Origin of the sequence: Novosphingobium sp. 9U, assembly GCF_902506425.1 — a bacterium.
In the GTDB taxonomy this organism is placed as follows: Bacteria; Pseudomonadota; Alphaproteobacteria; order Sphingomonadales; family Sphingomonadaceae; genus Novosphingobium.
This window is the reverse complement of sequence record NZ_LR732488.1, coordinates 1-26,614: the sequence shown is the minus strand read 5'-3', so window position 1 is coordinate 26,614 and position 26,614 is coordinate 1. Positions and strand designations below refer to the sequence as shown.

The following is a 26,614-nucleotide window of genomic DNA, read 5'->3' as shown; positions in this document are numbered from 1 at the left end:
AGTCGAGGAAGATTGCTATGACACACAAAGTACAACTCGCAGGTGCACCGGCTGTTCAGCAGCCTGCGTTGCGGACGATGGGCAAAGCTCGCAAGCTGACGCGCGCTGCCTTCAGCGGGAACCGCGCCGAAATGATCACCGATCGACTTTATACGATCGGCGGTTGAGCACCAGGGTGGTGCGACCGAATATCGGTCGCACCACCCATCCCGCGCTGGCGCTATCTGTGATGCTTTTCACTTATCTGGCCCACTGCCCCGGTGGCACCGTCCTCCTCGACCTTGAGCACGATACTTACTTGTGCCGCTATGATCCTGAATCGATTGAGAGAACGCTCTCGTCCGAACATCAAGCTCCTGCGTGGCGAGAGTGCGACGGTGTGCAACCAGCACGGATCGGAGTCCGAGATTGCGCGTGCTTTGTTCTGGCACTCGCGATCACGCTTGTCCGCCTTCCTTACCGCCCGCTGCGAACCCTGCTCTGGCATGCAACGCAGCCCAGTCATTTCGTTCCCGTGGCTATTACTGCGCCGATGCTGGCCGCACGGTTTGAGCGCATGTGCCTCTATCTTCCTGTTCGGCTTCTCTGCCTCTCAAAAACCTACGCCCTGCTGCAATTTCTGAAACTTAGTGGTCACTCTGCGGACTGGGTCATAGGCGTCCGGCTGTTCCCGTTCGAGGCTCATTGCTGGCTCGCTCAGGAAAATCTGTTGATCGGTGAACGCGCGCACCTGGTTGAAAAGTACACCGTCATTCTGCGATCACAGTCCGCCACATGAGACCTTTTCTACTGTTAAGCTGGGTACAAGCCGATCGATGTGCCGCACGGACGACACAGGCAATTTCCTGTGAAATCAAGGCGCTGTCCTCAAACTTTGAGCTCTGCGTGCACGAGCCCGGCTTACTGGTCGCCGGCTCCTCGCAGGACGTTCGAAGAATGTCGGCTAAGTGCTTCGTTATCGGCGATATATTCGCCGGAGCGGCTCGCGACGAGAAATGCGCGATAGCAGCGCCACCTGATCGGTCGAGCTTCACAAGCTATTGCCGCGAACTCACCGCCACTCGTTGGGGCAGCTATCTTGCCATCTGGAACGACTGCGACGCCCGATCTGATGTCACGCTGTTTCGCGATCCGATTGGCATGCGCGAATGCGTCAGATGGCAGCACTCAGGGATCCTCTTCATCACGAATGAGCCGGGGAAGTGGTTACCGTCGTACCCGCCCGATGACTTTGACATCGATCTAGAGGAAGTTCGCCAGATCGTGGCGTTCCCGTCGGCGGTAGCCGATGCAGAGCCGTTGCGGGGCGTCAAGGCTCTCGAAGCAGGCCTGCTCACGCGTCTTGCGGGTCCTGAGAGCAGCCAGCAAAGACTTTGGGCGCCACGCACCTTCTGTTCGAGATCGGAAAGCCCGGCTGCAGCACCCGAGATGCTGAGCCATCTGGTGGACAGTTGCGTCATGGCTTGGCGCTCGGGCAACGATCGAGCAGTCGTCGAACTTTCTGGCGGATTGGACTCCGCCATAATTGCTGCGAGCCTTGTAAAGGCTGGTTCGCTAGCTGAGGCCTTTACCTTCTACAGCCATGATCTGCCAGGAGACGAGCGCCGCTTTAGCCGAGAGATAGCGGTGCACCTCGCTATATCGAATACGGAAATTGTGCTCGGCCCAGAGGCACTCGACGCATCGCGCCTTTCATCGACCGTCAGAGGATGGCGACCCGGGATCGGCAGCACATCGCTCTTCCACGATGCAGTACTTGCCTCTCATGCGCAAACCATCGGCGCGCGCCAGCTGTTCACAGGGCGCGGAGGCGACGCCGTCTTCTTCCAACACCCTTCGGTGCTGGTCGCGGCGGAGCCATCGCCCGATGGCCGGGCAGGGTTCCTCAAGAGACTAGAACCAATGGCGCGCTGGTGCCGGACCAGTGTTTGGGCAGTCGCATGTGCGGCGCTGACGCGGAACTTGTCGGCGCTCGAGCCAGCTCGAGCAAGCAGGTTCCTGGCGAGCCCGCAGCCACGCCCGCGATCTCTGCGCTGGGCTGGCGACCTTAACGGTCTAACACCAGCCAAGCAGATGCAGATTCACGGGATTGCCGCAGAGCGCAATGCGTTTGGTCCTAGTCATTGCTCGCAGGTCCTGGACGTTATCCATCCCCTCCTCTCCCAGCCTCTTGTGGAATTTGCGCTGGCCCAATCGCTGCTGGTGCTCACTGACGGACGACGAGATCGCGCGCTGGCGCGAGCCGCTTTTGTGAATAGGCTTCCGCAAGGTGTTCTGTCCCGCCGTGGCAAGGGATCGCTCACAGGCTATTTCGGCCAGGTCCTTGCCAGAAGCGTCCCGCTGTTGAGACAGCGGTTGCTTGAAGGTCGTCTATGCCGGGCGGGTCTGCTTAACCGCCCAGCGCTCGAGCTCGCATCAGATGAGAACTACCTTCTGCAGTTCGATTGCTACGCGGAACTGCTTACATTGCTAGAGATCGAGGACTGGTTTGAACACTGGCGTATGCAGATCGACCGCCTTGGCAGGTGCTCACGACATCTGGCGCCATAAGCCATTCCTTTGAGGCGAGATCTGTTCAGCTGCACAGCCCGCAACCGGCGGCAGACTCTGGAGCGGCTGCGCCGCGAGCTGCCTCGACCCTGCCCAGCTTGATTGGCGACCGCTTATCCAAGGGAGAGACGAACAAGCGGCCGCATACCTGTGATCAGCTCTTTGTGAGTAGCCGGACACGATCAAGGTGCGAGGCTTGTTTCCCAGCGTTCGACGATGCGCCCCGATGGCCAGGGGGGGGGCTTCCACGCGTGCCGGCGTTCCAGACGATCGCAGACGAGATCCGAACTCCTGTTCCCTGCCAGTCGTTCCGGCAGGAGGCGCGCCCCAACACCTTTGGGGCGGCCACGGATTTTCAGATGGGGGTGATGAGGATCTCGGAAACTCGGGTGCGTCGCAGCCCACCATCGTTGTGCTAACCGCTTCACTGCCGAACCGCCGTGCCGAGAACGGCTGCCGCAATCCTCGGGCGTCGAAGCGCAAGAAAGGCTGCGTGCCAAGCAGGAGATCTTCCGGGCGCCGGTTCGATGCGAACGGCATACAGAGCTAAGGAGGTTAGTAAGGTTTGGGACGTAGGAAGAGGTAGATTGGATCGATCAGGGACCAACGCTATGCCTTTCAGCGTAACGGAGCCTGTCAGCGACCGCGTTTACGTTGCTCAGGTCCTTTCCCTCTTCTCCAGCGTCGCTACCTCCACGGTCACGGCTGGCATCTTCATCATCGTCCTATTCATCGCCTATCAAAAGGTAGGCAATCCGGTCTTCGTTGCTGTCGGTATAGCCGGCTGTGTCCTGAACGTCTGGCGCATCTCTGCTTGTTTGTGGTTGCGCAAGCTCGCTTCCGGGCGAGTTATCACGCGAGATGAGGCGCGCCGCTTCGAAGCCCAGTTTGCCGCCCCTCATCTCGGCTTTGCCGCCGCCCTCGGCGCGTTTAGCTTCTTGATCTTCCGGGGAGCTCAAACAGAACTGCACATGCTGACGATCTGCGTTGCATTCGGTTACTGCGCGGGGGTCGTGGCGAATTGCGGCTCGCGACCTGTCCTGGCGCTCGGGAGCATTTTGCTCGCGATCGGGCCTATTATTTGCATCTCGGCAACCAAGCAAGAGCCGGTGTATTCTGCCCTGGCAGTCGTCGCGACGGCTCTTATCTGCGGCGCCGGTCGCTCCATGATCGTTCGCTACGATGAGGCGAGAAAAGAGATCGCCGCTCGCATTTCGTCAGTCAGCATGGCCCGCAGAGATGGGCTTACCTCGTTGCCGAACCGCTTGGCGCTGGACGAGTTCTTCAATGCGCGATTGGCATTGTCCGTCACCGGTACAGTGGTGGCGGTCCACTATGTCGACTTGGATGGCTTCAAGCCAGTAAACGACAAGTACGGTCATGCTGCCGGCGACCAGTTGCTCATCGCGGTCGCCGACCGCCTTCGTAAAGCTATCCGGATGAGCGACATGGTTGCTCGTCTGGGCGGGGACGAATTTGCCATCGTTCAATTCGGCTTGAAGAACGAAGATGAAGCGTTTGAATTATCCTGGCGAGTTCGCGACGCCATGGAGCAGCCATTCGCGATCGATCAATCAAGTATTCTCATCACGGCCAGCTTGGGGACAATCGTGAGTGCGGATAGGGCAGCTAACCTGCACCACTTGCTCCAGCTTGCTGATACGCAGCTATACGGCATCAAGCGTGCGAGACATCGGCTGCGGCTGACCGCAACGCTTTAATGCTCCGCTGATGGCGAGGCCAAGGTCGCGTCGGACCTGCCTACCTGAAGCAAGTTCGGGCTGCTGCTAGTAAGCCGCCACGTGCTCAATTTCATGCGGTTAGCGAGGAAGGATCAGAGAACGCGTCCCTCCTGACGGAAGTGATCATCATGAGGAGAAGTTCAACTTCAGAGGAAGGTGTTCATTTCAAACGTCTCAAAATGCTGAAAAAAGGATTGCCGCCCTCGTCTTTCTGCCGCCTAGATGGTGCGGGTTGTGACCGCTTGGCGGTTCGGGGACACCATCAAGAGTGTCAAATGCAACGGTCCACCCCGTGACGACTTTGGCTCTCGAAGGGCAACAACGGTTGCTTCCATGAACTGCCACGATCAAGGCGTTCAACGACCGCCGCTCTGATCTGCCGGAACCCTCGGCGCCATGCAGCTCTGCCAATCCCGCCTTGATAGGGATTGTCCGAAATGCGTAACCCAGCCTGGGCCGCCTTTCGCCCCCAGTGTGCCGCGATGCTGATGCTGCTCAAGGTACCTCCTTCAAGCTTTGCTTCTGCAACGCAGCATAGCACTCGTGGCCAAAGGATACCCGCTAAACCTTTCAGATCATCAACCCCACGTTAACCAAGACCTGGTAGCATAAGCTCACCCGGTCCCGAGTGGCGAGGCCTGATCGTTTGCCCATCCCGATGCTTGATCGGGCCTCGCCCAGCAACAGCAGCGATCTGGCCCGGCCGCCCATGTCGAGGTGCGACTTGCGCAAACGCGCAGTCAGGGCGGGGTTTTGGGCGGGTCTGATGCTCGCCGGCTTCGACATGGCAGCCTACGTGCTCGGTTTTACAGTGGGGGCGTTTTCCGAACGCCTTGCGCTTGTCAGTGGCGTCATCGCGTTCCTCGTCGGGTCGAGCGGACTTCAGCTGATCTGGTAGGCGCATCACAAAGATTAAGGGCGGGAAAAAGGCGAGCTCATGCTCAATCCTCTTGATATCGGCCGGGGCCAGCGGGCAGGCAACCTGTCGCGCAAGCCTCGCAGAGCTTTAAGCAGCCTACCTATCAGATGCGCTTGGAGAACCCCTGAGACTTAAGACCGCCCTTTCAGGCGACGACGACACTGCTGATTGATCGCTCCGTATTTCACCGCAGTCGCTCTCCCCACGGTGCAATGCTGATCCATGCCACGCTCCTGAACCATCAGCGGAGCCTTCCAGGGCTGACCTACCGCGACCGCGGTCGTTGTTACCGCTGATCGACTGAGATCAAGCGCAGCCCCGATCGGGCCGACCCAGAACCTACAACAACGGGCCGTGCGGACGAAGACAGAACAGAGAGGGTGCGGCGCCGTGCATCTACCGAATTATCGCGTTCGGGCTACGTGGATCGCCTTCTGGCCAGCCAAAGCTGTCATATCCCTCAGCCGGCCGGGAATATCCTTTGATCACCAACGCATCGCGAAGTAGCACATCTCGGGGACGGCCCTTGAGATGAGCCTCGTCGACCCTCCGGAAAGCGGCGCGGTACTCTTGCTGCGATATAGGCGCATACCCTTGCACGGCCACAGGGCCGGCTTCTTTCCTGAAAGTCACCAATCGCAGCAGTTTCTGAAGCATAGCCTCTCTTCTAAAACCATTTTGTGTCATAACTTAGACGACGACATCGCGCTGCTTTTAAGCTCTACAAGCAGATCGACCGGACGAGGTCAGGGGCAGGAATGCGAGCTCGCGCGAGCGGTCCGACAGATCGGCGAAGCGTCAGTAACGCATAGCGAGCATCATAATCAGCGATCCAGCAGCTTCCAAACGTCCAACGATCGATGGCCGGTAGATCCGAGGGGGTCAGTCTCACGGTTCTAATACCTTCCAGTCGCTCTGACCTTGCATGTTCAAGGAGCTCGCCATTCAAACTCGTCAGCGCTCATACTACCACGCTTAGGTGGTAAAGGCAGCTAGGTACCGCCCGCTTCCCTCACGATGATGACCTGTTTGTCAGGGCGGACTGGCGTCGGGGGGGACCAGACACCAGCCCTGACCGCACAACCGCATGGCGGAGGATAGTGCGGCTGGCCTGTGTTGACACTATGCAGACCATGGTTTGCAAGAACAATATGGCGGAGAAGGAGAGGCAGACCAGGAACACGAGGCAGGTCTGCGGATCAGACTACTTTCAATTGTCAAACCTACCTTGCCGACCGACCTCAACTAGCGGCAGCACTCGTTCGCAACGAGGGTGTTCCGATCTAGGCGTCGCGACGCTGTGCCAGCCGAGCGGCTTGCGAGGCGAGCTGCCTGTTGAAGGCGAAGATCTACGCCGAACAAGGCCTGGCAGGGACAAGGCTCGGCGCACCCGGCGCTAAGGCGCAATGATCCCGTCCGCTGACATCATGCACAAAACCTGTTCATCGGTCCTGAAGCCTTGGTGTTTCTAGCTGACCTTCAGATGCCGCGGCTTTCTGCCCCTCAGTTTTCGAGTTCAGTTCAGACCGGAAGAAGGCCGTCACGCGCGCGTAAAGATCGCGCAAGTTGGCAGGGCTCGAGACAACGTGCCCTTCCCCCCAGTACGTGACTAGCTGTGCGGGCTTGCCTTGGCGGAAGAGCGCGGAGAAAAGCTGCTCGGCCTGACCAAGGGGCGATACATCTTGATCCGCTGCCGTGATCAGCATTGGTGCTTGAATTTTGTCGGCCAAATAGACCGGACTGTTGGCGACATAACGCAAGGGCACACTCCAAGGCGCGCCCCCCATCCGGCCCTGCCCCTCCTCGGCCCAGGCATAGTTTGCCGCCACGGGCAACATCCGCTCCGGCGATGCGCGAGTGCCCGGTCCGAAGGTGCCGACGGTCCCTGCTAGATCGTAGATGCCCGAGGAGGCAACGATCGCATGAAAACGAGAACTTTGACTTGCTGCCATGGCCGCGGCGTAAGCTCCGTAACTGTGCCCCCACAGGCCCACGCGCGCCCGATCACAGCAGCCAGTGCCGAGCGCTTCCTCCAGTACCTTCTCAATTGCCCGGGCGAAGGGATAGCCTTGGTCTGGAAGCACACGTGGCATGGGCAGGCTTGGAAGCAGGACAGCAAAGCCTGAGGCTGCAAGCAACTGCGCACTGGTGTAGTAGCGCTCCCCGCCGAGCTGCTGGTCTGCTGGTGGCTGCTCACTGTATATCTGCCCAGGATAGGGAAAAACGACGAGCGGCAACGGGGCGCCACGCCTGGTGCCTGGTGGCAGGACCAGCCAGCTGACTTGCTTCCCATCACGCCCGTTTTGAACGAGAGCACGCCAGGTTGCGGGTTCCACATCTTTCATGTGGGTGTTGAGATTTATGAGCGGTGTCATGGCTCGTTTGCGCAGCAATACGAGCTGCTCGGCCCCGCGCGCTTTGCGCAAGCGTAGTAGCGTGGCACCAGTCTTGCCCCCTAGAGGAAGTGCTTCGGTTTGGGCGACGAATTCGCCAAGGGCATCCGAAGCGTTGTCCATGCCGGATGTGAGCGCTTGTCGGTGCCCCTGCGCGTCTATGAAGCGCAGGGGCGTCGTGCTGCTCACCCGAATCCAATCGGCCCCGTCTACCGGCCACTGGCCGTTCGCACATGAACCGCTCACGCGTACAGACAGGCGTCCCACGATTTCAGCAGGCCCCTTCGCTCGCGCTGAGTCAGTCCCCGGCACGACAAGCTCCTGCCCTCGCCAGCGCAGCGGACATCCGATCGAACCTGCAGCGCTCGCCCGGCCGCGCGGCGCAGGCAGGAGCGCAACGAACCTTTTGGCGGGCTGGGCCAACAGGATCTGCTGGCGCCCGTGAGCGACGATGAGCGCGACAACCGTGTCCCCTCGACGGTTCCAAGAGGGCACGCCAGCGAGCGTGCAAGTGTCGCAAGGCGACCAGATGCTATGCGCGTCAGGCCTGAGCAGAAGCAACTCTTCGCTCATGTAAGGCGTATCCTCGTGCACCGGGTCCGCCGCTGCGGGCTGGAGCGGACCTGCCTGCCGGGTCGCGGCAAGCCACGAACCAGACGGCGCCGGAGCCAGTGAGACCCAGGGCCCAATAATAGAAGCTGTCGCGACATGTCGGTTAAGATCGAGGAGCAGCAAGCGCCGCTCGCTGTGTTTTTGCAGATCAAGAAAGCGGCCGCTGCCGGCAGAAGTGACCCCCAGTCGCCCAGCAGCCGTATCGGCGCCGCGCTGGGCCGCGCTCTTGCGCGGCATGGTGTCGGCAACGAGCCATCCCGCGGCGCGGTCGTCTTCCTGAGCGATCACCACGAGCCTGACGTCGTCTACCCAGACAGCAATGCTATGGAAGGGATCATAGCTCGGTGCGAAGGGCCACCAGCGCACCTCCCGGCTTGCCAAGTTGACGGTTCCGAGCCGGAAGCGATCGCCTTCGAGCCTGGCGATCGCAAGGTGACGTCCCCCAGGGGAGAAGCCCAGAAGGATGGTGCCGCTTGGTCTCCCGTCCGTCAGAAGCGGCTGTGCCCTGCCGGGGCTCGCAAGATCGACCACATAGGGTGTCGAGCGCAAGACGTCCGCTTTGGCGATCCGCCCATGCTCTTTTAGCGAAAACATTCCCTCTCTTTTTTCGAACGCCAGCCATCGCCCGGCAGGGTCGACGAGAACCTTGCCGATGGCTTCAAGGCGAAGCAGATCGTCGACCGTGTAGGACCGAGCCGACGCCTGCGCGGCGTGGAACAGGCTTGCGAGCCATGCGAGCACGAGAACTGCAGAACGCATCGGATCACCGTCACCAGCGCTTGCTGACTTCGAAGGCGACAAACCGGCCCGTCGCATCCGCGTTGGCGCCGTCGTATCCTGCCGCGGAACTGGAGTCGTAGAACGGCGGTGACCGATCAAGCAGGTTCTGCGCAACCACTGCGAGCGTCAGTCCCGCCAAAGTGCCAGCCTTCGGCGCATAGCCGATGCGCGTGTCAAGCGTCGACCAGGCCTTGATCCGCCCGCCCAGAAGATCGCGGTATCGGTCCACGTAGTTGAGCCCAACGAGCAGATCGAAAGCTCCCCTGCTCCAACCCAGCGTCGCCCGGCCCCTCAAGTCCACCGGCTTTTCCGCGCGATTGCGCTGGTCGATCGCCGCTGCTGTCGGCGTCAGTCGCTCGCGCCAGCGCCCAAGATATGTAGCGTTTATGCCGATATCGAACTGGTCTCGCCCGTGCTGGAAGGCATAGCCCACATCAACATCGAGGCCGGAAACATCGACGCTCCCTGTGTTGACGTAGCGCGTGTCGACAATGGCGGTGACACTCTCGAGAGGGTAGCCGCCGATCCCGCCTGCTTGTGCAAGGAGCGCCTCGACAAGAGCGCGATCGGCGGCGTTCGTACCTGGTGCGACCCGGCGGACGAAGGCACTCAGATTGGGGTCAACAAGCGCCCGCGAGAAGTTGCGCAACGCTGGCAAGTCGATGCGGCGATCGAAGATCGTGCGAAAGCCGGTGACACTGGCACGCAAGCCAGTGAAGACTGCGGGCTTCAAATCGAAGTCGAGCGTCCAGCTTCGCGCACGCTCAGGCTTGAGCGTGGAATTGCCACCGCTGCGTTGCAGTACGACGAGCGAATTGCCCACCGCGTCGGGCAACAACGAGGGACTGATTGTCTCGCGTTGACCAAGCTCACGAAGGTTGGGCGCACGGAATGAAGTTCCCCAAGTTCCCCGTAGCGCAAGCCCATCGAGGGGCACCCAGCGCAAGGAGAACTTGGGGTTGGTCGTATGCCCAAAGTCATCATAGCGTTCGATCCGCGCCGCACCTGTTAACTCGAGTTGCTCGATACCAGCTCGGGCATTTTCGGCGCCGACCAGCGGAACATTCACCTCGGCAAAGCCCGCCCAAATGTCACGCGTATAACGTGAGGGCGCACCGATATTGGGCTGCGGCGTGAAGATGAAGTCACTTGACCGGCTGAAAAAATTTTCGCGGCGGTAATCAGCGCCGATAGCCAACTTCAGCATGCCGCCTGGCAGCGTGAACAAAGGTCCATCGGCCAGCGCGTCCACAGTGAGGACCCTTGAGCGTGTCCTGGCATCGGTGTAGCCCGCGATCGCCCCAAGCACTGCGGCACTGTTCGCCGAACCATTCCCATAAGGGTTGAAATATCCGTCCCTTGCCGGCGCATAGGCTGTCAATGGATCGTCCGGGATGGCTCCTAACGCTTCAGCAAGGACGTACTCGTTGGCGATGCGGTCGGTGCGGCTCATGTCGCGCTGACGCGCGAACCCTGCGTAACTGGACAGCCGCCAGCCCGACCCGAGCTGCGCATCCAGCGATCCTGTCAGCCCCAGCGTTTTGGCAGAGCCAGCCGTGCGCGTAGCGCCAAGCTCACGCGTGAAAGCATAGCCGATAAGATCGCTCGACGCTCCCGTGGGCGACACGAACCAGGGGTTGGCATCGGTGATGAACAGGATCGTCGCGTAGCCGGAGGTGCGGCTGTCATACCGGCGATCGGCGAAGCGACCTTCGATCGAGAGTTCAATGCCGTCCGCGATTGTCTGCATCGCCCTTGCATAGACACTGTGCCGCCGTTGATCGGGTGTCAGATCGGACCCAATTCTGAAGTTCTCGAGGTTAGCTTGCCCCGCGAGAAAGTCGTTCGCATTCAGCACCGTGCCGGCCGGCCTTGATGGGATTGCGTAGACTGGGCCTAGTGCTCCGCTCTCATCAAAGCCAAAGACATTGCCAGGCACGCTGTAGGGGTAGCGATGATCGGTGCCGCCAAAGGCGCGTAGGTCTGCAGAACGTGCGTACTTGCGGTCGGCACTGCGAAGACCCACTCGCTTCTGAAATTCGTAGGCGATCAGCAGCGACCCGCCGCCCCAGCGTGCGCCCGCTGTCTGCGAGAGCTGCCACTCGCGGGCGTGCCCTTGTGTGACCATGCCGCCGCGCGCGCGAGTTTCGAAGCCGTCGAAATCGTGCTTAAGGAGGATGTTGACGACCCCTGCGACAGCATCCGAGCCATAGAGCGCGGATGCGCCGTCTGTGACCACCTCGACTCGCTCGAGCGCGCTCAAGGGAATGCTCGAAATGTCTGCGAAGTCGCCAACGAGTCCCGACCCGGCGATGCGGCGGCCGTTGACGAGCACCAGCGTGGCATTCGGCCCGAGCCCTCGTAAGTTGACCCCGGAGGCAAGCGTGAGATTGTTGCCGGAGCGATCAGCGAACGAAAGCGCGCTTTGTTCGTTGGCCATGCCGTTGAAGTTGCCGGGCAAAGCTTGCAAGGCTTGCGCGACCGACGAGTAGCCGTTGCGCTCAATCTGCGCGCGAGTGACGATCTGGGTCGGCGAAGCCGGCGCTGCTCCGTGGATGTGCGTGCCGGTGACGACGATCTCGCCTCCCTCGTTTTCTTCAGAAGGGGCGGGAACAGCAACACTCGACATCGAGGGAGTGGGACGAAGCGGCTTGGCTGCAGTCAGGACGAAGACTTGCGGTGAGACCTGCTGGATGGTGATGCCGGTACCAGCCAGTAGCCGTTCGAGCCCTTCGCGCGCACTGAAGCGGCCGCGAAGCGCTCGTGAGCGGCGCCCGTCTGCGAGTTGCGGCGCGTACAGCAGTTGGACTTGAGCTTGCTCGGCATAGCGCACCAGCGCGGTGGACAGCGGCCCTGCAGCGATATCGAAACCATACTGCGCCTCCGCCGCCTGGACTACGGCAGGCATCGTCAAGGCGGCTGCTGAAAGCGTAGCTCCGAACATCCGCCTCAACAGATAATCACCACGAACATGGCATTTCACTTCGGTGTCCCCCCTTCATCGCCTCTGGCTGCAGAGACGGCAGGCGCTTCTCGGATGAAGGCGCTGTGAAAGAGACGTTTCAGAGCAGGGGTAACCCTATCTACAGTGACCGATTAGTGACGAAAATTTCGCGAAACGCTTCACAAGTTACGGTACCAGCGTAATCGACCCGTCCGCTTGGCGCTGCGCCGTAAGGTCTAGCATCGCGGCGGCCGCATCTGCGAAGGCCGCAGTATCACCTGCCTTGAACGAACCGCTGATCAGTTCGCCCTCGTCTTTCGGAGCCACAAGGACGATCTTGCGTTCCGAGTAGCGGTTGACCTCGTTGACTGCCTCCTTGAGCGCGATCTTGTCGAATACTAGCCGTCCTTGTGTCCAAGCGAGCACTGCGCCCGCATTTGCCTCAGTCACGGCTTGCGCGGCGGGGCGATCCGATTGCCAGGACTGGCCAGGGCGGAGCTGCGCAACCAGTGTTTCACCCTTGCGGATATCGACCCCTCCAGAAAGCAGTGTGACGGTGATTCGCGAGCCGACGTGCCGGACATCAAAGCGGGTGCCGGTGGCGACCACTTGAATGTCACCAGTATCGACGACAAAGGGCCGCATAGTATCATGCGCGACTTCGAAGAGTGCTTCGCCGCCCTCCAAGTCGACGTGGCGCGCGGCGTCCTTCATCTTCACATCGAGCCGAGTGTCTGTCGCGAGACGCACGTGCGAACCATCGGTCAGCGCAACGGCTCGCTGCTCGCCGATGCCGGTCATGTAATCGGCAGACCGCGAACGTAGAACCAGGAGCGCACCTCCGACTGCCACGGCCAACGATAAACTACATACGAGAGTGGCCATTCGTAACGACGGACGACGCGAGTGCATACTTTGAGGACGCGCAAGCGCCTCTTGAGTGAACCGCTGCATGGTGGTCCGCGAACGCAGGTCTCCTGCCCTGCCCCATAGCCGCTCGACTTGTGCAAAAGCTTCAGCATGAGCGGGGTCGCGCTGCCACTCGAAGAAGCCTTCCAGCGTCGTTTTGGCAAGAGGCGTGGTCTTCAGGCGCGCGAACCACTCGGTGGCTTCCGCCTGATGGTCCTTATTGGCCTGGTCCTCGTCATCCATAGCCTAGTCCCGGAGCTTGGTGAGGCAATGCTCCAATGCCTTGCTCATGCGCGCTTCGACGGTCTTGATCGAGACCCCCAAATGCAAGGCGATATCACGGTTGGTCATACGCTGGAACCGGCTGAGGACGAAGACGTCGCGTAGGGGCTCAGGCATGCTCGAGATGATCTACTCTAGGAGTGTATCAACCTCTTGTTCCTCGAGGTTCGTGGGCCGGAAGGCAGGTCTTTCCGGGCTCGACCACAACTTGAGCTTGCGCCCTTGCAGATTGTCTCGCCGCCGTGCATCGCGGAAAAGGTTGATCGCGATCTTCAGAAGAAACGCACGAGGGTGCTCGACGCCGGCCTGCGTCGCCCTAAGAACCCTGACCCAAGTTTCCTGCGCGATATCGTCCGCCTGAGCGCGATCAACTCGCAAACGGCGCTGCAGGATCTCGCAAAGCCATCTAGCATCTCGATCGTGCCACGACCTGAGCGCCGACGCGGATGACGCGCCATCAGGCGCACTACTCTCACGAGACATAGAAAGTGCATGCCATCAGGAAGGCTCGTCTGCTGAAAATCGACGGAGCGACTTTCGGTCCGCGGAACATGAAGAGTATACTCCGTGGTGGTATGCTCTTCAAGGGTGTCCTTGTACTTGGATGGAAATCCGCACTGTTTTTGCATCGAACCTGAAGATGCACCGACGGATGCGAGGCTTGTCGCAAGAGGAGCTAGCCCATCAAGCCAAGATCGACCGCACATACATCAGCGCGCTGGAGCGTTGCCTATACTCCGCGAGCATCGATGTAGTAGACCGTCTCGCGGAAGTCTTAGAAGTTGAAGCGTCGGATCTTTTAGTCCGTCCCAGCTCGACGAGACAGAGCACGTGAGCGCCGTTCACCCTTACTTCCACTGAGCCAATCACTTGCTGTCACTGGATGTGCGAACCGCAGCTGATCCGCGGCGATTGGTCTCTTGGACATGCAGATCATCGCCAGCCAACGCTTTGATCGCCTCACGACGCCGTTAAGCAGAGACCAATCCATGAACCGGCAGATGTCCGAGACATGGATTGGGTCCCCACTCGCACCCACTCGACAGCCCGCGAACGTGGTGATCCTGGACAAGCTCGTTTGGCTACAAGAGCCCTACGCAGCTGCCATCCTCAGGGAGCGAAGTGCACAGTTCCTTTCTTGCGCCGTAATCCCAACCGCCGCTTTAATGAAAGAGCGCGTTTGCTAAGCGCAAGCCCCGCAGATCAGCTCCAGGATCAAACTATCCCTAATGGAACGTCGATACACTTGCGACCTCTACTCAGCCGATAGAGATCGAAATGCCCGGCTGTCGGAGGCTGTGCGCCTCATTCATCCAACCATGCTTCAAAGCTTCCGAGCGCGGCCCTCGCTGCAAATGTATTGGCTTATCGACCATTAGAGTCTCCGTGATGGTCAAGCGGGCGACGGTGGCTACCCGAGTTGGCTTGCGCGCGAGCAAGGCCACGAGCCGCGGGTCGGCTGTCTCCGGCTTGCGCTTCACCCGTTTGATGAGTGACGTCATGCCGACAACGAGCAGTGTTCGAAGATATTTGTCCCTCATCTTGGTGATACGCCCGAGCCTCTCGTTGCCGTCGCTCGAATGCTGCCGCGGCGTCAGACCCAACCAGGCGGCGAACTCTCGCCCTGAGCGAAGTTGGCTCGCGTCAGTGACAGACGCGGCAAGCGCCGTTGCCCCGATGGAACCGATGCCAGGGATCGACACGAGACGCCGAGCCGTATCGTTCGTCCGCTGCCAGGCGAGCAGATCGAGATCGATCTCTTGGCACTGCGCCTGAGTGCCGAGCGCTTGCTGCGACAAGTGCCCAATGATCTTCGCTGCTTCACTGGGCGCAGTTGGTGCGTCGCCGTCGACAATCTTGAGCGCCATCTCCAACGCCAGACGAATGCCCTGGGGTTGTTGATGCCAAACTCGGCCGGTATCGCGCGCATCATGTTGACGAGTTGCACCCGTTGCTTGACCAGCAGGTGCGGACCCCATGCATAGACAAGGCCACTTGCTGCTCCGGCGACTTTACCGGCACAAACCGCATCGTCGGACGCGTCACCTCCTCGCAGATCGCTTCCGCATCAGCTGCGACAGTTTTTGCCGCGCTTCACATAGGGGCTGACATAGGCGACCGGCATCTATTGCACGTCGTGCCCCAGCTTGATCAACTCGCGCGACCAATAATGCGCTGTGCCGCACGCCTCCATGCCGACAAGACAGGGCGTTAGCTTAGCGAAAATTGGCAGGGCCTGCGCTCGCCGCAGCGCCCCGCGGACAACAACGTTGCCCTCCCGATCAATGCCGTGAACCTGAATAACGTTCTTCGCCAGATCAAGGCGGATTGTGCTAATCTCCATAACAGGTGGCTGCCATTTGCTCGTGAAGGTCTGAAAGCCATCACACCACGGCACCTCAATGCCGTGAGCGGGAGCCACCCACCCCATTCATTCAGATGTGAGCGAAGCATCCGTGTCGAGTACCGCTTCAATCGCCGCACTGATCAGATCCGAGCCGCCCGCATCGACAAAGAGCTTCGCCGCACCTATAAGTTGTCGCCGGAGCTTATGGCACCGCAACAACCATCGATCTAATCCGCTAGGTATTTAATTTTTTCTTGGCGAAAACTGCTTTCCAAGGTCTTGGACCCCGCCCTATGACTCAGATGGCTATATGCTCATTCTGAGCGAAGCAGCGGGTACTTTTCGATGGTATTCGCGACAATCCCGGTCAAAGTTCGCGAGTACTCCAGCGCCGCATATGAGTGTTTACGCCACACCCAGCAAGGCTCAGGTAGCAGAAAAAACCGTTAGGGGCCGGAAAGCCGAACCCGCCACGTCATGTTACTCCGTTGCGAGACGCTATGCACCGCGGCTGATCAGGGTCAAGTTTGACGACAAGGTTTAGCAAATTTGATGTTACCCCCATTTATCCCTTCTAATTTGATTATGTCTTGAATGAAGGCTTCTCGGCCATGCCATCGCCAGAGTCCTTGTAACATTCAGCTGCCGCTAGATTGCAGCTCTTGAGCAATTTAACTCGCCGGCTGAGGAGCGCAGCCACCTGGATCGGTCATATCTTGGCGCAGGCTGTAGCCTGTGCTAAGGTTGTCGAGCGCTGCGCAAAAGGCGGCGCTGGGACTGGTAATCCCGCAAGTGAGCTCACTCGGAACTTTGGTTTCCGGGGTGCCGACGCGCATGTCCAGACCGCGAGGTTAAAGGCGGCGGCGCATGTCACTTGCATGTTACCAGCTCCGGCGGCTCCCGCGCTTAGCGTGCGGGAGTTCGGGGTCATTTTTCCGCATAACCTCGTTGTCTCGGCCAACCACTGGATGCCGTCCGGAGGCGATTATGACCGTGCAAGGGCATACATCTGCGCATTCTCAAACAAGCGGCGACGCGTGGACAAAGGCGCTGACAAACTTCATCGATGCAGACGCGCGCTTTGAGCCTGTGTGCGCTGCCCTGAGCCAGGCCGAGCGGGCGTACTTCGCGCTGACGAAGAAGGACGCACATGAAGCCAATCGGGATCTGCTGGCAGAACGCCGTGCCAAGAAACGGTTGGACAAAGCTTATGAGGCTGACCGCAGATGCGGGGCAGCCGTCCATGAGGCCGTGCAAGCACTGCTCCGAGTGCCCGCGCCAAACCTTTCCGCTCTTGTGAGCAAGGTAGAGATCATAACGCGCCATGAGTGTGACGAGGACTGCGTCCAGTCCATTCTCTCGGATCTTAGATCGCTGGCGGCTCGCAACTGAGATGTCCGCCAACAGGTTGCCCAAGATACAGCCATGTGGTTGTTATCGCGGGCTAGCGGGACCCAAACTGCCGATCTTGGTGCAGGTCATCCACGCCCGATGCCTCGGCTCGGGGCTGACTTGCCGCTATCGAAGCTGACCTCATTTGACGAAGAGATGGCGGCCTGCCGCTCGCCAGTCTTGGGCTCGATGGCATTCGCCAACTTCTCCTTGCTGTCCAAGTAAATCGCAGCATGTTGCCGGGCGCGACTGATCGCGACGCAGGCGGACTTTGCACCGACTGTGGTCGCGCGAAAATTTGTAAGCGGTGTTTCGCCTCCACCTTGTGCGGGCTGACCAGTCGGGCACAGGATAGCGCGGATGGAAGATCTCGCGCTAACGACCGGACTGGACACCCACACTGAATTTAGTCCGGAGCCAGCTCGCCGGGCTTCTAAGTGGGATGGCGGGCCGGCGTCGTTCCTGGACGCTGGAGCAAAAGCTAGCGATCGTGACAGCGTCAGAGCGCTGCGATAACATGGCTGCGCTTGCGAGGCGGCACGACATCCGGACGTCTCAGCTTTACACGTGGCGGCGGGAGCTGCGCTACGCTGTTGAAGCGGCGCGCTCCGCGGAGCCTATGTTCGTTCCTGTTGTTGCCGAGAGCACTCTAGCTGCGGATCAGGATCCGACGCCGTGATTGAGGTCGAGGTCGAGGGGCTGTAATACGTGTCTCTCGTGCGGCGGGTGTCGAGCTAGTTGTAGCGGTGGTGCAGGCGCTACGGGTATCTCGATGATCGGCCCTGGCGCTGGTGCGCGGGTGATGGTCGCGACCCGCCCCGTAGACTTTCGCAAGGGGCCCGACGCCTTGGCAGCGCTGGTTGGCGCCGAGTATGGCGGTGATCCATTCTCGGGCGTGATCTACGTCTTCGCAGGCCAAACGTGCCGATCGGATAAAGCTGGTGTGGTGGGACGGCACCGGTCTGTGCCTGATGGCCAAGAAGCTGGAGCAAGGAGGCTTCCGCTGGCCAGGCATTCAGGACGGCGTGATGCGCATCACCGCGGCCCAGCTCGGCGCCTTGCTCGAGGGTTTGGACTGGCGCCGCGTACATGGCGGCCGGCATCCGATAGCGCCGCAGATCGGCGGTTGACGGGCTCTCTCGCTATTGATCCAATTGGCTCATGCTCACCGAAGCGGACCTACTCGGTGAGGTAAATGCGCTCCGCGCCCTCGTCCTCGACCAGTCCCGTCGGACCGATGCGCTCCAGTCGGCGCAGGCCGAGGTGGAGCGATTGAAAGCCATCATCGATGCTCTGCAGCGCCATCGTTTCGGCCGCTGATCGGAGCAGCTCGATCCCGACCAGCTCGAGCTTAGCCTTGAGGAAGTCGAAGCTGCACTGGCACAGGCTGAGGCCACCATCCAGGCCGATGCTGGCAAGCTTGGCAGCGCTCGGCCACGCAAAACCAACCGCGGCTCCCTGCCGGCACATCTGGAACGTATCGAGCAGGTGTTCGACGTCGACAGCAAGTCACTTGGTGCAGAGAAGATGCTTGCGGAGCGATCATGGAAGGCGGTCAGTTGGCGGCGGGGTACAAAGGGGCGGCTGACCGCACGCTTTGCGGCCCTGCGCGTCCGCGTCGCTGACGGACCCACCCAGCGCATCCGCGACATGGGAAACCAGCATCTACCCGGTGAAGAGGTCTGGCTTGTGGGCGAGCATCGCTCAACTGGAGAGCGCAAATACTATCTGTCGAACTTGCCGGCCGACACACCGATCAAGGCACTCGCCGGTGCAATCAAGGCCCGGTGGATCTGCGAGCAGGCGCACCAGCAATTGAAAGAGGAGCTCGGCCTGAATCACTTTGAGGGCCGATCATGGACAGGACTACACCGACACGCGCTGATTTCGATGATCGCCTACCTCTTCCTCCAATCTCGCCGCCTGAAGGCAGCGGGACGGAAAAAAAGAGTCGGGGGACCACCGCCACAGCCCAGCATGCCAGCGATCCGGCAGGCAATCCTTGAGCTCTTCGCGAGACCGCCGCGTGTGTACTGCCCGCTGCAACGAGCTTGTTAGCGTCGCCTCAACAGTGAAACTGCCATAGTAGTGCTAGAAGGCGTACCCAACCGATAGCTGCAGGATTGAATAGACTTTGTATTCGTTCACTTCATCGCCCATTTCAGCGCGCTCTCGAGCGACATCCGCTTGGAAAAACGAATTGGATAAGAGCTGACCAGTGGTGACCAAATCATAAGTTTTCGGGCGGCCGCGCAGCAGGAACTATCCGGCGCGCCGCTGCAGTATCCACCGAAGGCCCTAGGCTGCACGGTGAGCGACCCCGACGTAGAGCATGACGGAAAGGAAGATGAGCAGACGGCCGGTGATGTGCCGATGCTTTCGACCCACAGCTACAAGCACAACATCTTCAACGACCAACGCCGAATGCTTGAAGTCACGAACCTCACATCCTTATTCGAGGGCAAGAGGATCGTCTCAGCCAATACCGGCAATATCCACAGCAGAAGCCGCATCGTGCCCGAGAAGTCGGGTAAACCCGTCGCAAGGATTTGCCACTCAGCCGTTTCAGCTGAGCGGCGTTCTTTGTAGGTTTCTCGATCGATTAGATGGCGTTCCAGGCTGAAGTGGTTGTGAATGTTGGCGTGAACAGAGGCGAACGTCTGCCAGGTCTTCATCTGCGTGAAGCGTGACATCGCTCGCTCTTGTCGTCGGAATGGCAGGTGAGAGTTCTCCACGCGGATGTTCGTACAGCGGCCGATCTCCTGCTTCTCGGGATTGCCATGTTGATTGTAATGTTCGTAGTCAAGACCGGAGGTCGAGCTTGTCCACTCCGCAATGGCGGCGAGGGCTTGTAGCGCTGCGCATGGTATCAAGCGGCGGCGTTGGACGACGGTTGATCAGACTGTGATGCGCGGGTTGGATACCGCGAGACCGCGTATTCGTCTCGGGCCTGCCTCTGTCTCAAGTCGGGCATCGGCTCTGACCGGCCACAGAACCACATCGAGGATTGTCCTACCGTGCCCCCGCTTCCATTGATGAGCAGCGCAGAGTGTGTCTTTAGCGCAGATGCTCCTTTTGCTGCTGCCTTGCTGCTGTGGGTTGATCAGACTGGTTGCTTAAGGCTGGTGGCGATGGCCCAGACGAAGGCGGCCAGTTCCCGGGCGATCGCGACATTGACGACGTTTGCGGGTTTGCCTGCGCAAGCCATGCGACGATGCCGGGCGCAGGAACTCGCTTCTGGCGTCGCGATCGAGTCACCCTCTGATCCGTTACAATCAGCAGCGCGCCGGCGTTACGCTAGCCACCGGATTTACGCCGGACCCAGATGTATCTCGGCTGTCGCGCACCAGCACGGTCGCTATCTCGCGGATGCGCTCGCTCGGCGATATGTAGTCGGATATAAGCGGCTGGTATGTATAGGCGATTTCAACGAACATCGACGGCACGCCGGGCAAAGCCGTCACCATCCCACCGGTCGGGCCCATGCCCTTAAAGCTGCTGTTGTCCTTCCCATCGCCTTCGACCCCGTAGCTAGAGGGGTAGCTGAGGGCGCCGTAGCAGCGCTGCCAGTGGATGTACTGGCCTTTGGGCGGTTCGTTCTGGACCTCGAGGCTAGACAGAATGATCCGGCCCCGATGCGGTATGTCCAGAGCTGCCGCCTGCAAATTGGCACCTGTAAACAGGTCATTGATCTGCCTATCATCAATCTGCGTTTGAATCGTGTTCTGCGTGCCAATGCGCGAGGCGTTATCCGCAACCTGTAGCGCCAACTGACTGATCTGCTGACGCACCAAAACGAAGTTAGCTAGTTCAACGCACCAAAGCGTGACCAGCAAAAGGAACGGCAGACAGATGGCGAACTCGATCGCCGAAACGCCTTGCTGATTGGAGGCGATCTTTCGGCATGTCTGTGCACAAAGGGTGCTCATGAGCAAACTCCTGATGCGGGCTCCGCCTGCTGATCGTTGGGCTGATTGCGCAGCAACGTCTTGGCGACGAGCTGCACCTTGCTGTTGTTGGCAAACATCGCGGCGAGCGGCAGGTGATCATAGGTGACCACTGCGGTTAGTAGGACGACGTCCTTGGCTCCGCCGCGGCCGCTAGCGCCGCCATCTGAATCCCAGCTTCCATTGCGGTTGGCGTCGACGAAGGCTTCCTTGTGGTCGCAGATGCCGTTGTGATTACCATCGCTGAATTCCTCCGGGCTCGCAACATTGGCGTAGTCGCGGTACGATGTGGGCGTGATCACCACCTGAGCTCCCGGTGCCACCTGTTGTATAGCCGCGTCCACAACAGCGTTGATGGCGGTCTGGCGACCGGCCGACCCAGCATCCTCAAGGCTCAAATCGCGTGATGCCTTCTGCAGCTGGCCTGTCAGCACGGAGCGCACGTACATCGTGTGGCAGACATCCAGTCCGCCAAGCACGAGTAAGAGGAAGACCGGCGCAATAAGCGCGAATTCGACAATAGCCGATCCGCGCTCATCGCCAGCCGCCGTCTGGAGCATCGACCTCATTTCGTAAGCCGCAACTGCGCGATCTTCGAGGCAATCTCAGCAAAGGTCGCGTTGAGCTGCTCAGCGTTGTTGGCCTGGAATGCCCGACCCTGCGATGCGCAATCCTGAAGAAGTGAGGTAAGCGACGTCCCGAAGGCGATGACCCAGACAGTAATGCCTTTCTGGCTTTTGGCTATGGTGCAATACTTGCTGAGGCGGTCTTCGACGATGCCGTCCTGGGCACTGTCCGAAGGCAGGCTGCCGGCATCCGTTCGCCGCCGGTCAAGGGCTGACAGCCCGTACGCGTCGTAGGCCTGGAAGTGCGTCTCGGTATCTCCATCGGTCATGAAGATGATGTTACGACCAATAGAGCTGCCGTTTGGGGCGGCGGCATTTTCGGATCCGAACAGACCTTCGCGCGAAATCAGCCGCAAGCCCCACAGAAAGCCGATATCGTGATAGGTGTAGCCCCTGGTCACAAGCCCGTTGAGATATGTCTGCAGAGCAGTGGACGTCAGCCCCGCCTCTTTCGTCTGCAGCTTGCGCGCTGGGCTTGGACAGGCATTGTAGAGCGAAGACTGGCTCGAAAGGCGGATGTAATCGCTGTACGAGTAAGCTGGTAAGGTGCTCCAGCCTGACGGGGTACCACCGTAGCTCGTGACTGATCGCGCGAAGACAATGCTGGGTATGAAAGGTCGCCACTGCGTATCGGGATCCGAAGCCACCGGTGCGCTATCAACGTCCATATCCCAAGCGGTGCCACTCTCGTAGGGTCGCAGCGTTTTACGCTCCTCGATACATGCTGTGCTTGAGCCGAATGTGAAGCTCTGCGGGCTTGCCTTGGTTGTGTCGGTTCCGGGATTGTTTACCGGAAATCCGATGGTCCCACCGGCCATCAACCCGTTCGCGGCGCTACCCTTGAATGCACGCACATCATAGGCGACCGGTTTGTACCACCAGTAGTTGCGCGTGGCCATATTCGCTTGGCCTGCGTTGGGGTTCTTGTCCACGGTCTCGGTGCGTGTCTGCGAGGTGGTTGGATAGCTTGTCTTGGTGATGACGCACTGACCACTCGAATTGATCGCGGCTGAGTACGTGTCACCACCGTAGGTCCGATAGTTGGTGCGTGATCTCGGCAAGGATGAAGCGTCGGGGCTCCAAGCAGAGTTCGACGAGGTGGTGGTCGTCGCATTCGCAGGCGCGACACAGTTTTCGGCGCTGCCGTACGTTGTTGAGGTCGTCGAGTTGATACTGGGCGCCCACGCAGTGTAGGTGGTCAGGGTCTGGCTCTGAGTGGACCCTGTCGCTTCCTGCTTTTGGACGTCAAAGACGCGCGACTGGTAGGTCGCTGTATCGACCATCCATTCGCGCTTCAACAGCATGCCGACGTTCACCGTGTTGGAGTAAGGCACGAAACCATAGCGCACCTGCGTTCCTGGGACTTTGGCACTCTCCAGCGTGTTGTAGAAGCTGGTGACTGCCTTGCGGAGCACGGCGATCTTGCTTTCTGTGTCGCCACTGTTGATGTCGGTCATCGAGCCGGTCGTATCTAGGACGAACATGACGTCCGTGTTTGGCAGTTGCAGCTGTGCATCGCACTTGGTCTCGATTGGCGCGTCCTCGAAGCCGAACAGCTTCATCAGTGTCATAGGTGCGGTTACAGTGGCCGTACCGTGCACCACCACGTTCGCGTCAACGGTGGGTTCTGGGAAGCTGACGCCAGATGTCCCGTACTTGCCGGACGTGAAGTTAGCATTGAAGTACGCAAGCGCCGTTGGGTACGTCGTGCTTTGCACGTTGGTGCCCTGCATCGAGCGGCGGTAAGCCAACACGCCGGCATCGCATGCTTGCTGTAGCCGGTTCTTCACGAGGTACATGCGGGCGATGTCGAGCGCGCCCCCGCCGAGCGCGATGAAAACCACGGCGCTAGCGGCAGTGATAAACATGACGTTGCCACGTTTGTCACGGCTCAACGATGCAAGTAAGCCCCGCAAATTTGCCCCCTGTATATGCTCGCCCGCATCGCGGGTTTGTCCCCGCTCCAGGCTGTACAAGCCAGGTCTGAATACTTCGTTGAAGCTTGGAAAAGGCGATCCGCTCATCGACCAAAAGGCCGACCGGCATCGCTTTGATGTCGTGCGAAGGACGGTCGCGGCCCTCAGAGAAGGTCGCAAGATCCGCCGCGAGCAGCACCGCCCTTTTGATGCATACGGACCACGGAGTCGAGACTTCTCGAATCGTCAAGAAGCACCGCAGAATTGCTTGTGTCAGCGCTTATGGAACACTACCTGCGTCATCGTCGCAAAAGAAGGAAGCAAGAGTGTCCGCCGATCTACTCTCTTTGACTACCGAGATTATCACCTCGCATCTCTCGAACAACAAGACCGCCGGTGAAGCACTGCCCAAGCTGATCAGCGATGTATACGCAGCGCTCTCAAGCCTCGGCCAAGAGGCCCTCGCTGAAGAAGCGCCGGTTCGTCCTGAGGCTGCCGTCACGATCCGCAGGAGCCTTGCCGATCCGAAGCGCATCGTCTCGATGATCGATGGCAAGCCTTACGCCTCGCTGAAGCGGCATCTCGCCACGCACGGCTATACGCCCGAGTCCTACAGAGCCACATTCGGGCTGAAGCCGGATTACCCCATGGTCGCGCCGAGCTATGTGGAGAAGCGGCGCGAGATAGCCAAGCAGACCGGTCTTGGCCGCAGGCCAAAGAGCGCCACACCGACAGCACCGGCCGAAGAGAAAAAGGTCCGCACGCCTCGCAAAGCGAAAGGTCTGGAAGAGGCAGCTTAGTCGACTACGAACACCTGGTAGAATGCGTAAACAATCATCCGAGCGTAGAGCGAAGGATGATTGTTTAACGCTCTTTGAATATCGCCGCAGCTTACTCGATTACCACGGCCACAAGGCAGCAGCCGTCATCAGAATCGATCCGACCCAGACTGCAACTTCTTCATCCCACTTGAAGAACTCGTCGTCGATCAGTGTTTCAGTCATATTTGACTGACCTCCCGCCCTTAAAGGACCCCCGTCCAAAACCCTCAGGCGTCAGCGTCGTGAAGCCAAATCGCTTTAACCAAATAGCTGCGATTAGAAGATATCGTCCGGCGGATGGGGAAGAGGATCAATACGGCGCTGTGGACGATCCTGATCGGCGGAGGCGCCGTATCAGCAGCCTACTGCCTTCGTTTGCCGCAGGAGAGCTTCAAGGTGCGAGCTTGCCTCGTTGGCGGGGTGATTTCCATGCTGCTCGGCTCGGGGTGGCGGCAGCAAAGCAGATGGAAGCCAGCCAACTCTACTGCGTCGCACGAAAACGCTGTCCAGCTTTTAGCTGACAGCGACATGCTCGAAGCTGCGTCTCCTGCAAGCTCCATGGACGAGCCCGCAGATGTCAGCCTTCAACCACAATGCAGAAGGGCAACCAGCACAGATACAATACCCGCCCAAAGCATACCTGTGGCGCCAACAATGACGCCAACCTGCCTAACGAAAGGCATCTTCTTGGGCTTCAACGTGCCAAGAGCGTGAGAGGGTTGTGACCGCCGCCTGCCTTCCCCAGAAAATACCGCATGCTCCTGGAAGCTTTGTCCGAGTTGAAGTTTCTCAATCGGCTCCGTTGCTTCGCGGTGCGGTAGAGCCTTGCGGCCCACCAGACGTGGGAATTGATCCATAATGACCCTCTACGTCTCGTCTTTGCCGCCGAGATCATTAGCATTCATCGAAGCGGTCAAGACGACTGCTCCGGATGCTATCTTGGTGCACTGATCGCGCTTGCCAAGGCCGCTTCGTGTGCTCACACCGATTTCCGCTGCATAGTTAAGCAAACCGTCGGCCCGAGGCACCCCGATCAGATACGCGGAGCGGGCGCGCGGTAGCAAAACGCCAAACCTAGTCTGCCTCACGGGTTGTGCCGAAGAGACCAGACGAGTGCGGAGATGCTGGTGACGAGGGCGGCTAGGGCAACGATGTAGGCGGGAACTAAGGTCATCATCGGCGACTCCTGATGACCCTGAGCTAACCTAATAGGTACTCTGTGGGAAAGTTGTTTGTGCTCGTCGAACTGGCTCACGTTAGGTACTAGGTCTCTCCATCTCATAACCTGTGTACCGGCCGCAACTCGCTTCCCTAGGCACCCACGCTATCACATGCACGGGGGCCGGCGCCCTGGAGCAATAGCCTCCGGGAAGCGTGTGAGATCGGCGGGGTCGGGCCTGCACCAACGGTGCGCATCTTGCCACGGAGAAGTCTACATCAACGTCAAATTACACCGGAAGACAGAAGCCAAAAGACATGGGCCGACGAAGGCATGCCGGATGCCTAGGTGACGATGCGGTGATGTCGCCGCGTCATTCTAATGTTCTTGATCGATGAGCCGCTGGTGCCAAACGCAGAAACTCGAGCATACGAGGACGCGCGGCGATGTTCGGCTTTTCACGACGCGTGCCCGGCGGCACATGCTACTTAAGTTCAGGTAACGAGCATTCCCCGCTGATGTTCGATTCACGCACCATGACTAAGCAGATTTGAAATCTATTGTGTCGCTACCGGTCACAACGTAGTCGCGGTCTTCGTGCGATGACTTGGCAGGTGGCCGCAAACCAAGAACCGCCATGCGCTCTGCCACTTTTTCATCTCGCTGCCACATGGATGCACTGGGGCTACTCTCTTGAAGTGCCGCAAAACTCGCTTCCATCTCGCCTTGACAAGCATCTAGGGTTTCGAGTGCAACGTAGTACTCGCGACGATCGATCTGTTGTTGCGCTCGCGCTTGCTCTAAGTGCCGCACGGCTTGGTCGACGTTCTCTTGCGACTGCTGGAGCTTTTCTTCCGCTGACCTGTAAGCATTCACAGCAGTCTGCATCTCTGCCTCAACTTGAGAGATGGGGCGATATGTTCGAACCGAGTGCATTAGTGTGCCTCCACCAAGCAGGCGAACGTCGTGCATCCGCTTCTGACGGTTTTGGCACATGCCCCCGAGAAAATCGAGTCCTTACAGCTGGACTCAGACACCGGCTCAGGCTGCGATCATGCCTCAGCCCCATTTTTAAACGGAAACCTGGAGCCGCCGCCTCTGCAGCGCCGAAGCAGATCCAAATATCATCGTTGGACGTACGCATCCGATAGCGGCCGCGGTCGAAATGTAGCGCGGACGAGCGTGCCTTGCGTTAGGCTCGGTGGAGGAATGCCTCGAAGCCTTCTTCAGCCAACGCGCGTCGGAAGGCTGCATCGGCGTCGCGATCGGTTTCGA

18 protein-coding genes and 5 pseudogenes are annotated in these 26,614 nt (G+C 59.6%); 12 read left to right on the top strand and 11 right to left on the bottom strand.

Going from position 1 to position 26,614, the window contains the following annotated elements; all coding sequences use genetic code 11:
- Positions 1–178 precede the first annotated feature (178 nt).
- From GV044_RS14340 to GV044_RS22540, 4 genes are all read left to right on the top strand, one after another.
- Positions 179–778 carry a lasso peptide biosynthesis B2 protein gene (locus GV044_RS14340; RefSeq protein ID WP_159872069.1) on the top strand — a complete coding sequence of 200 codons (600 nt, stop codon included), beginning with the start codon at positions 179–181 and terminating at the stop codon, positions 776–778.
- 107 nt (positions 779–885) lie between these two features.
- Complete coding sequence (locus tag GV044_RS14335; protein WP_159872067.1) at positions 886–2,550, top strand: asparagine synthase-related protein; 1,665 nt, start codon at positions 886–888, stop codon at positions 2,548–2,550.
- Positions 2,551–3,161: 611 nt separating this feature from the next.
- Complete coding sequence (locus GV044_RS14330; RefSeq protein ID WP_159872065.1) at positions 3,162–4,271, top strand: diguanylate cyclase; 1,110 nt, start codon at positions 3,162–3,164, stop codon at positions 4,269–4,271.
- Positions 4,272–5,058: 787 nt separating this feature from the next.
- Positions 5,059–5,190, top strand: a complete 132-nt coding sequence (locus tag GV044_RS22540) for a hypothetical protein (protein ID WP_256377273.1) — start codon at positions 5,059–5,061, stop codon at positions 5,188–5,190.
- Positions 5,191–6,653: 1,463 nt separating this feature from the next.
- Here the strand turns inward: GV044_RS22540 and GV044_RS14325 are convergent.
- The 5 genes from GV044_RS14325 to GV044_RS22790 all read right to left on the bottom strand — a co-directional run bounded on the left by GV044_RS14325 (position 6,654) and on the right by GV044_RS22790 (position 13,614).
- Positions 6,654–8,975, bottom strand: a complete 2,322-nt coding sequence (locus GV044_RS14325) for a prolyl oligopeptidase family serine peptidase (protein WP_159872056.1) — start codon at positions 8,973–8,975, stop codon at positions 6,654–6,656.
- A gap of 10 nt (positions 8,976–8,985) precedes the next feature.
- Positions 8,986–11,904, bottom strand: a complete 2,919-nt coding sequence (locus tag GV044_RS14320) for a TonB-dependent receptor (protein ID WP_159872054.1) — start codon at positions 11,902–11,904, stop codon at positions 8,986–8,988.
- Between the two features lie 222 nt (positions 11,905–12,126).
- Complete coding sequence (locus tag GV044_RS14315; protein WP_159872052.1) at positions 12,127–13,092, bottom strand: FecR domain-containing protein; 966 nt, start codon at positions 13,090–13,092, stop codon at positions 12,127–12,129.
- Positions 13,093–13,095: 3 nt separating this feature from the next.
- A complete protein-coding gene (locus tag GV044_RS14310; RefSeq protein ID WP_159872050.1) occupies positions 13,096–13,248 on the bottom strand; it encodes a sigma factor-like helix-turn-helix DNA-binding protein in 153 nt (50 codons plus the stop codon).
- A gap of 12 nt (positions 13,249–13,260) precedes the next feature.
- The gene (locus GV044_RS22790; protein WP_371741628.1) at positions 13,261–13,614 is read right to left on the bottom strand and encodes an RNA polymerase sigma factor; all 354 of its coding nucleotides are present in this window, start codon (positions 13,612–13,614) and stop codon (positions 13,261–13,263) included.
- A 121-nt stretch (positions 13,615–13,735) separates the two neighbouring features.
- Between GV044_RS22790 and GV044_RS14300 the strand changes: the two genes are divergently transcribed.
- Positions 13,736–13,966 (top strand): helix-turn-helix domain-containing protein, encoded by a 231-nt coding sequence (locus tag GV044_RS14300; protein ID WP_159872046.1) that lies wholly within the window; start codon positions 13,736–13,738, stop codon positions 13,964–13,966.
- A gap of 565 nt (positions 13,967–14,531) precedes the next feature.
- Here the strand turns inward: GV044_RS14300 and GV044_RS14295 are convergent.
- A pseudogene (locus tag GV044_RS14295) lies at positions 14,532–15,475 on the bottom strand (IS110 family transposase); the annotation flags it as partial.
- Positions 15,476–16,465: 990 nt separating this feature from the next.
- Between GV044_RS14295 and GV044_RS14290 the strand changes: the two are divergent.
- From GV044_RS14290 to GV044_RS14265, 6 genes and pseudogenes are all read left to right on the top strand, one after another.
- Positions 16,466–16,870 (top strand): hypothetical protein, encoded by a 405-nt coding sequence (locus GV044_RS14290; RefSeq protein ID WP_159872044.1) that lies wholly within the window; start codon positions 16,466–16,468, stop codon positions 16,868–16,870.
- Between the two features lie 442 nt (positions 16,871–17,312).
- Positions 17,313–17,549 carry a transposase gene (locus GV044_RS22785; RefSeq protein ID WP_159872042.1) on the top strand — a complete coding sequence of 79 codons (237 nt, stop codon included), beginning with the start codon at positions 17,313–17,315 and terminating at the stop codon, positions 17,547–17,549.
- A gap of 93 nt (positions 17,550–17,642) precedes the next feature.
- Positions 17,643–17,783: pseudogene (gene tnpB / locus GV044_RS22780) on the top strand (IS66 family insertion sequence element accessory protein TnpB); the annotation flags it as partial.
- Between the two features lie 13 nt (positions 17,784–17,796).
- Positions 17,797–18,000: pseudogene (gene tnpB / locus GV044_RS21865) on the top strand (IS66 family insertion sequence element accessory protein TnpB); the annotation flags it as partial.
- Between the two features lie 217 nt (positions 18,001–18,217).
- Positions 18,218–18,820 (top strand): annotated as a pseudogene (locus GV044_RS14270) (IS701 family transposase); the annotation flags it as partial.
- A 360-nt stretch (positions 18,821–19,180) separates the two neighbouring features.
- On the top strand, positions 19,181–19,459 hold the full coding sequence (locus GV044_RS14265) for a hypothetical protein (protein WP_159872030.1): 279 nt from the start codon (positions 19,181–19,183) through the stop codon (positions 19,457–19,459).
- Positions 19,460–19,973: 514 nt separating this feature from the next.
- On the opposite strand, the pseudogene GV044_RS22210 reads toward GV044_RS14265, so the two are convergent.
- The 4 genes and pseudogenes from GV044_RS22210 to GV044_RS14250 all read right to left on the bottom strand — a co-directional run.
- Positions 19,974–20,096, bottom strand: a pseudogene (locus tag GV044_RS22210) (IS110 family transposase); the annotation flags it as partial.
- A 49-nt stretch (positions 20,097–20,145) separates the two neighbouring features.
- Positions 20,146–20,799: a TadE/TadG family type IV pilus assembly protein gene (locus tag GV044_RS14260; protein WP_159872028.1), complete on the bottom strand. Its 654-nt coding sequence runs from the start codon at positions 20,797–20,799 to the stop codon at positions 20,146–20,148.
- Positions 20,796–21,377, bottom strand: a complete 582-nt coding sequence (locus GV044_RS14255; RefSeq protein WP_159872026.1) for a TadE/TadG family type IV pilus assembly protein — start codon at positions 21,375–21,377, stop codon at positions 20,796–20,798. Before GV044_RS14255 ends, GV044_RS14260 begins: the two co-directional genes overlap by 4 nt.
- Positions 21,378–21,382: 5 nt before the next feature.
- A complete protein-coding gene (locus GV044_RS14250) occupies positions 21,383–23,311 on the bottom strand; it encodes a pilus assembly protein TadG-related protein (RefSeq protein WP_236554998.1) in 1,929 nt (642 codons plus the stop codon).
- Positions 23,312–23,685: 374 nt separating this feature from the next.
- On the opposite strand from GV044_RS14250, the gene GV044_RS14245 reads away from it, so the two are divergent.
- Positions 23,686–24,159: a MucR family transcriptional regulator gene (locus GV044_RS14245; RefSeq protein WP_236554997.1), complete on the top strand. Its 474-nt coding sequence runs from the start codon at positions 23,686–23,688 to the stop codon at positions 24,157–24,159.
- Positions 24,160–25,879: 1,720 nt separating this feature from the next.
- Here GV044_RS14245 and GV044_RS14240 read toward each other — a convergent pair.
- Positions 25,880–26,227, bottom strand: coding sequence for a hypothetical protein (locus GV044_RS14240; protein WP_159872022.1), 348 nt, complete (start codon positions 26,225–26,227; stop codon positions 25,880–25,882).
- Positions 26,228–26,614 lie beyond the last annotated feature (387 nt).

What these genes read in the sequence shown, in the direction of transcription:
- GV044_RS14330 (WP_159872065.1), top strand. Translation starts at nt 3,162, where the DNA reads ATGCCTTTCAGCGTAACGGAGCCTGTCAGCGACCGCGTTTACGTTGCT.
- GV044_RS22540 (WP_256377273.1), top strand. Translation starts at nt 5,059, where the DNA reads ATGCTCGCCGGCTTCGACATGGCAGCCTACGTGCTCGGTTTTACAGTG.
- GV044_RS14325 (WP_159872056.1), bottom strand. Translation starts at nt 8,975, where the DNA reads ATGCGTTCTGCAGTTCTCGTGCTCGCATGGCTCGCAAGCCTGTTCCAC.
- GV044_RS14320 (WP_159872054.1), bottom strand. Translation starts at nt 11,904, where the DNA reads ATGCCTGCCGTAGTCCAGGCGGCGGAGGCGCAGTATGGTTTCGATATC.
- GV044_RS14315 (WP_159872052.1), bottom strand. Translation starts at nt 13,092, where the DNA reads ATGGATGACGAGGACCAGGCCAATAAGGACCATCAGGCGGAAGCCACC.
- GV044_RS14310 (WP_159872050.1), bottom strand. Translation starts at nt 13,248, where the DNA reads ATGCCTGAGCCCCTACGCGACGTCTTCGTCCTCAGCCGGTTCCAGCGT.
- GV044_RS22790 (WP_371741628.1), bottom strand. Translation starts at nt 13,614, where the DNA reads ATGTCTCGTGAGAGTAGTGCGCCTGATGGCGCGTCATCCGCGTCGGCG.
- GV044_RS14300 (WP_159872046.1), top strand. Translation starts at nt 13,736, where the DNA reads ATGGAAATCCGCACTGTTTTTGCATCGAACCTGAAGATGCACCGACGG.
- GV044_RS14290 (WP_159872044.1), top strand. Translation starts at nt 16,466, where the DNA reads ATGACCGTGCAAGGGCATACATCTGCGCATTCTCAAACAAGCGGCGAC.
- GV044_RS22785 (WP_159872042.1), top strand. Translation starts at nt 17,313, where the DNA reads ATGGCGGGCCGGCGTCGTTCCTGGACGCTGGAGCAAAAGCTAGCGATC.
- GV044_RS14260 (WP_159872028.1), bottom strand. Translation starts at nt 20,799, where the DNA reads ATGAGCACCCTTTGTGCACAGACATGCCGAAAGATCGCCTCCAATCAG.
- GV044_RS14255 (WP_159872026.1), bottom strand. Translation starts at nt 21,377, where the DNA reads ATGCTCCAGACGGCGGCTGGCGATGAGCGCGGATCGGCTATTGTCGAA.
- GV044_RS14250 (WP_236554998.1), bottom strand. Translation starts at nt 23,311, where the DNA reads ATGTTTATCACTGCCGCTAGCGCCGTGGTTTTCATCGCGCTCGGCGGG.
- GV044_RS14240 (WP_159872022.1), bottom strand. Translation starts at nt 26,227, where the DNA reads ATGCAGACTGCTGTGAATGCTTACAGGTCAGCGGAAGAAAAGCTCCAG.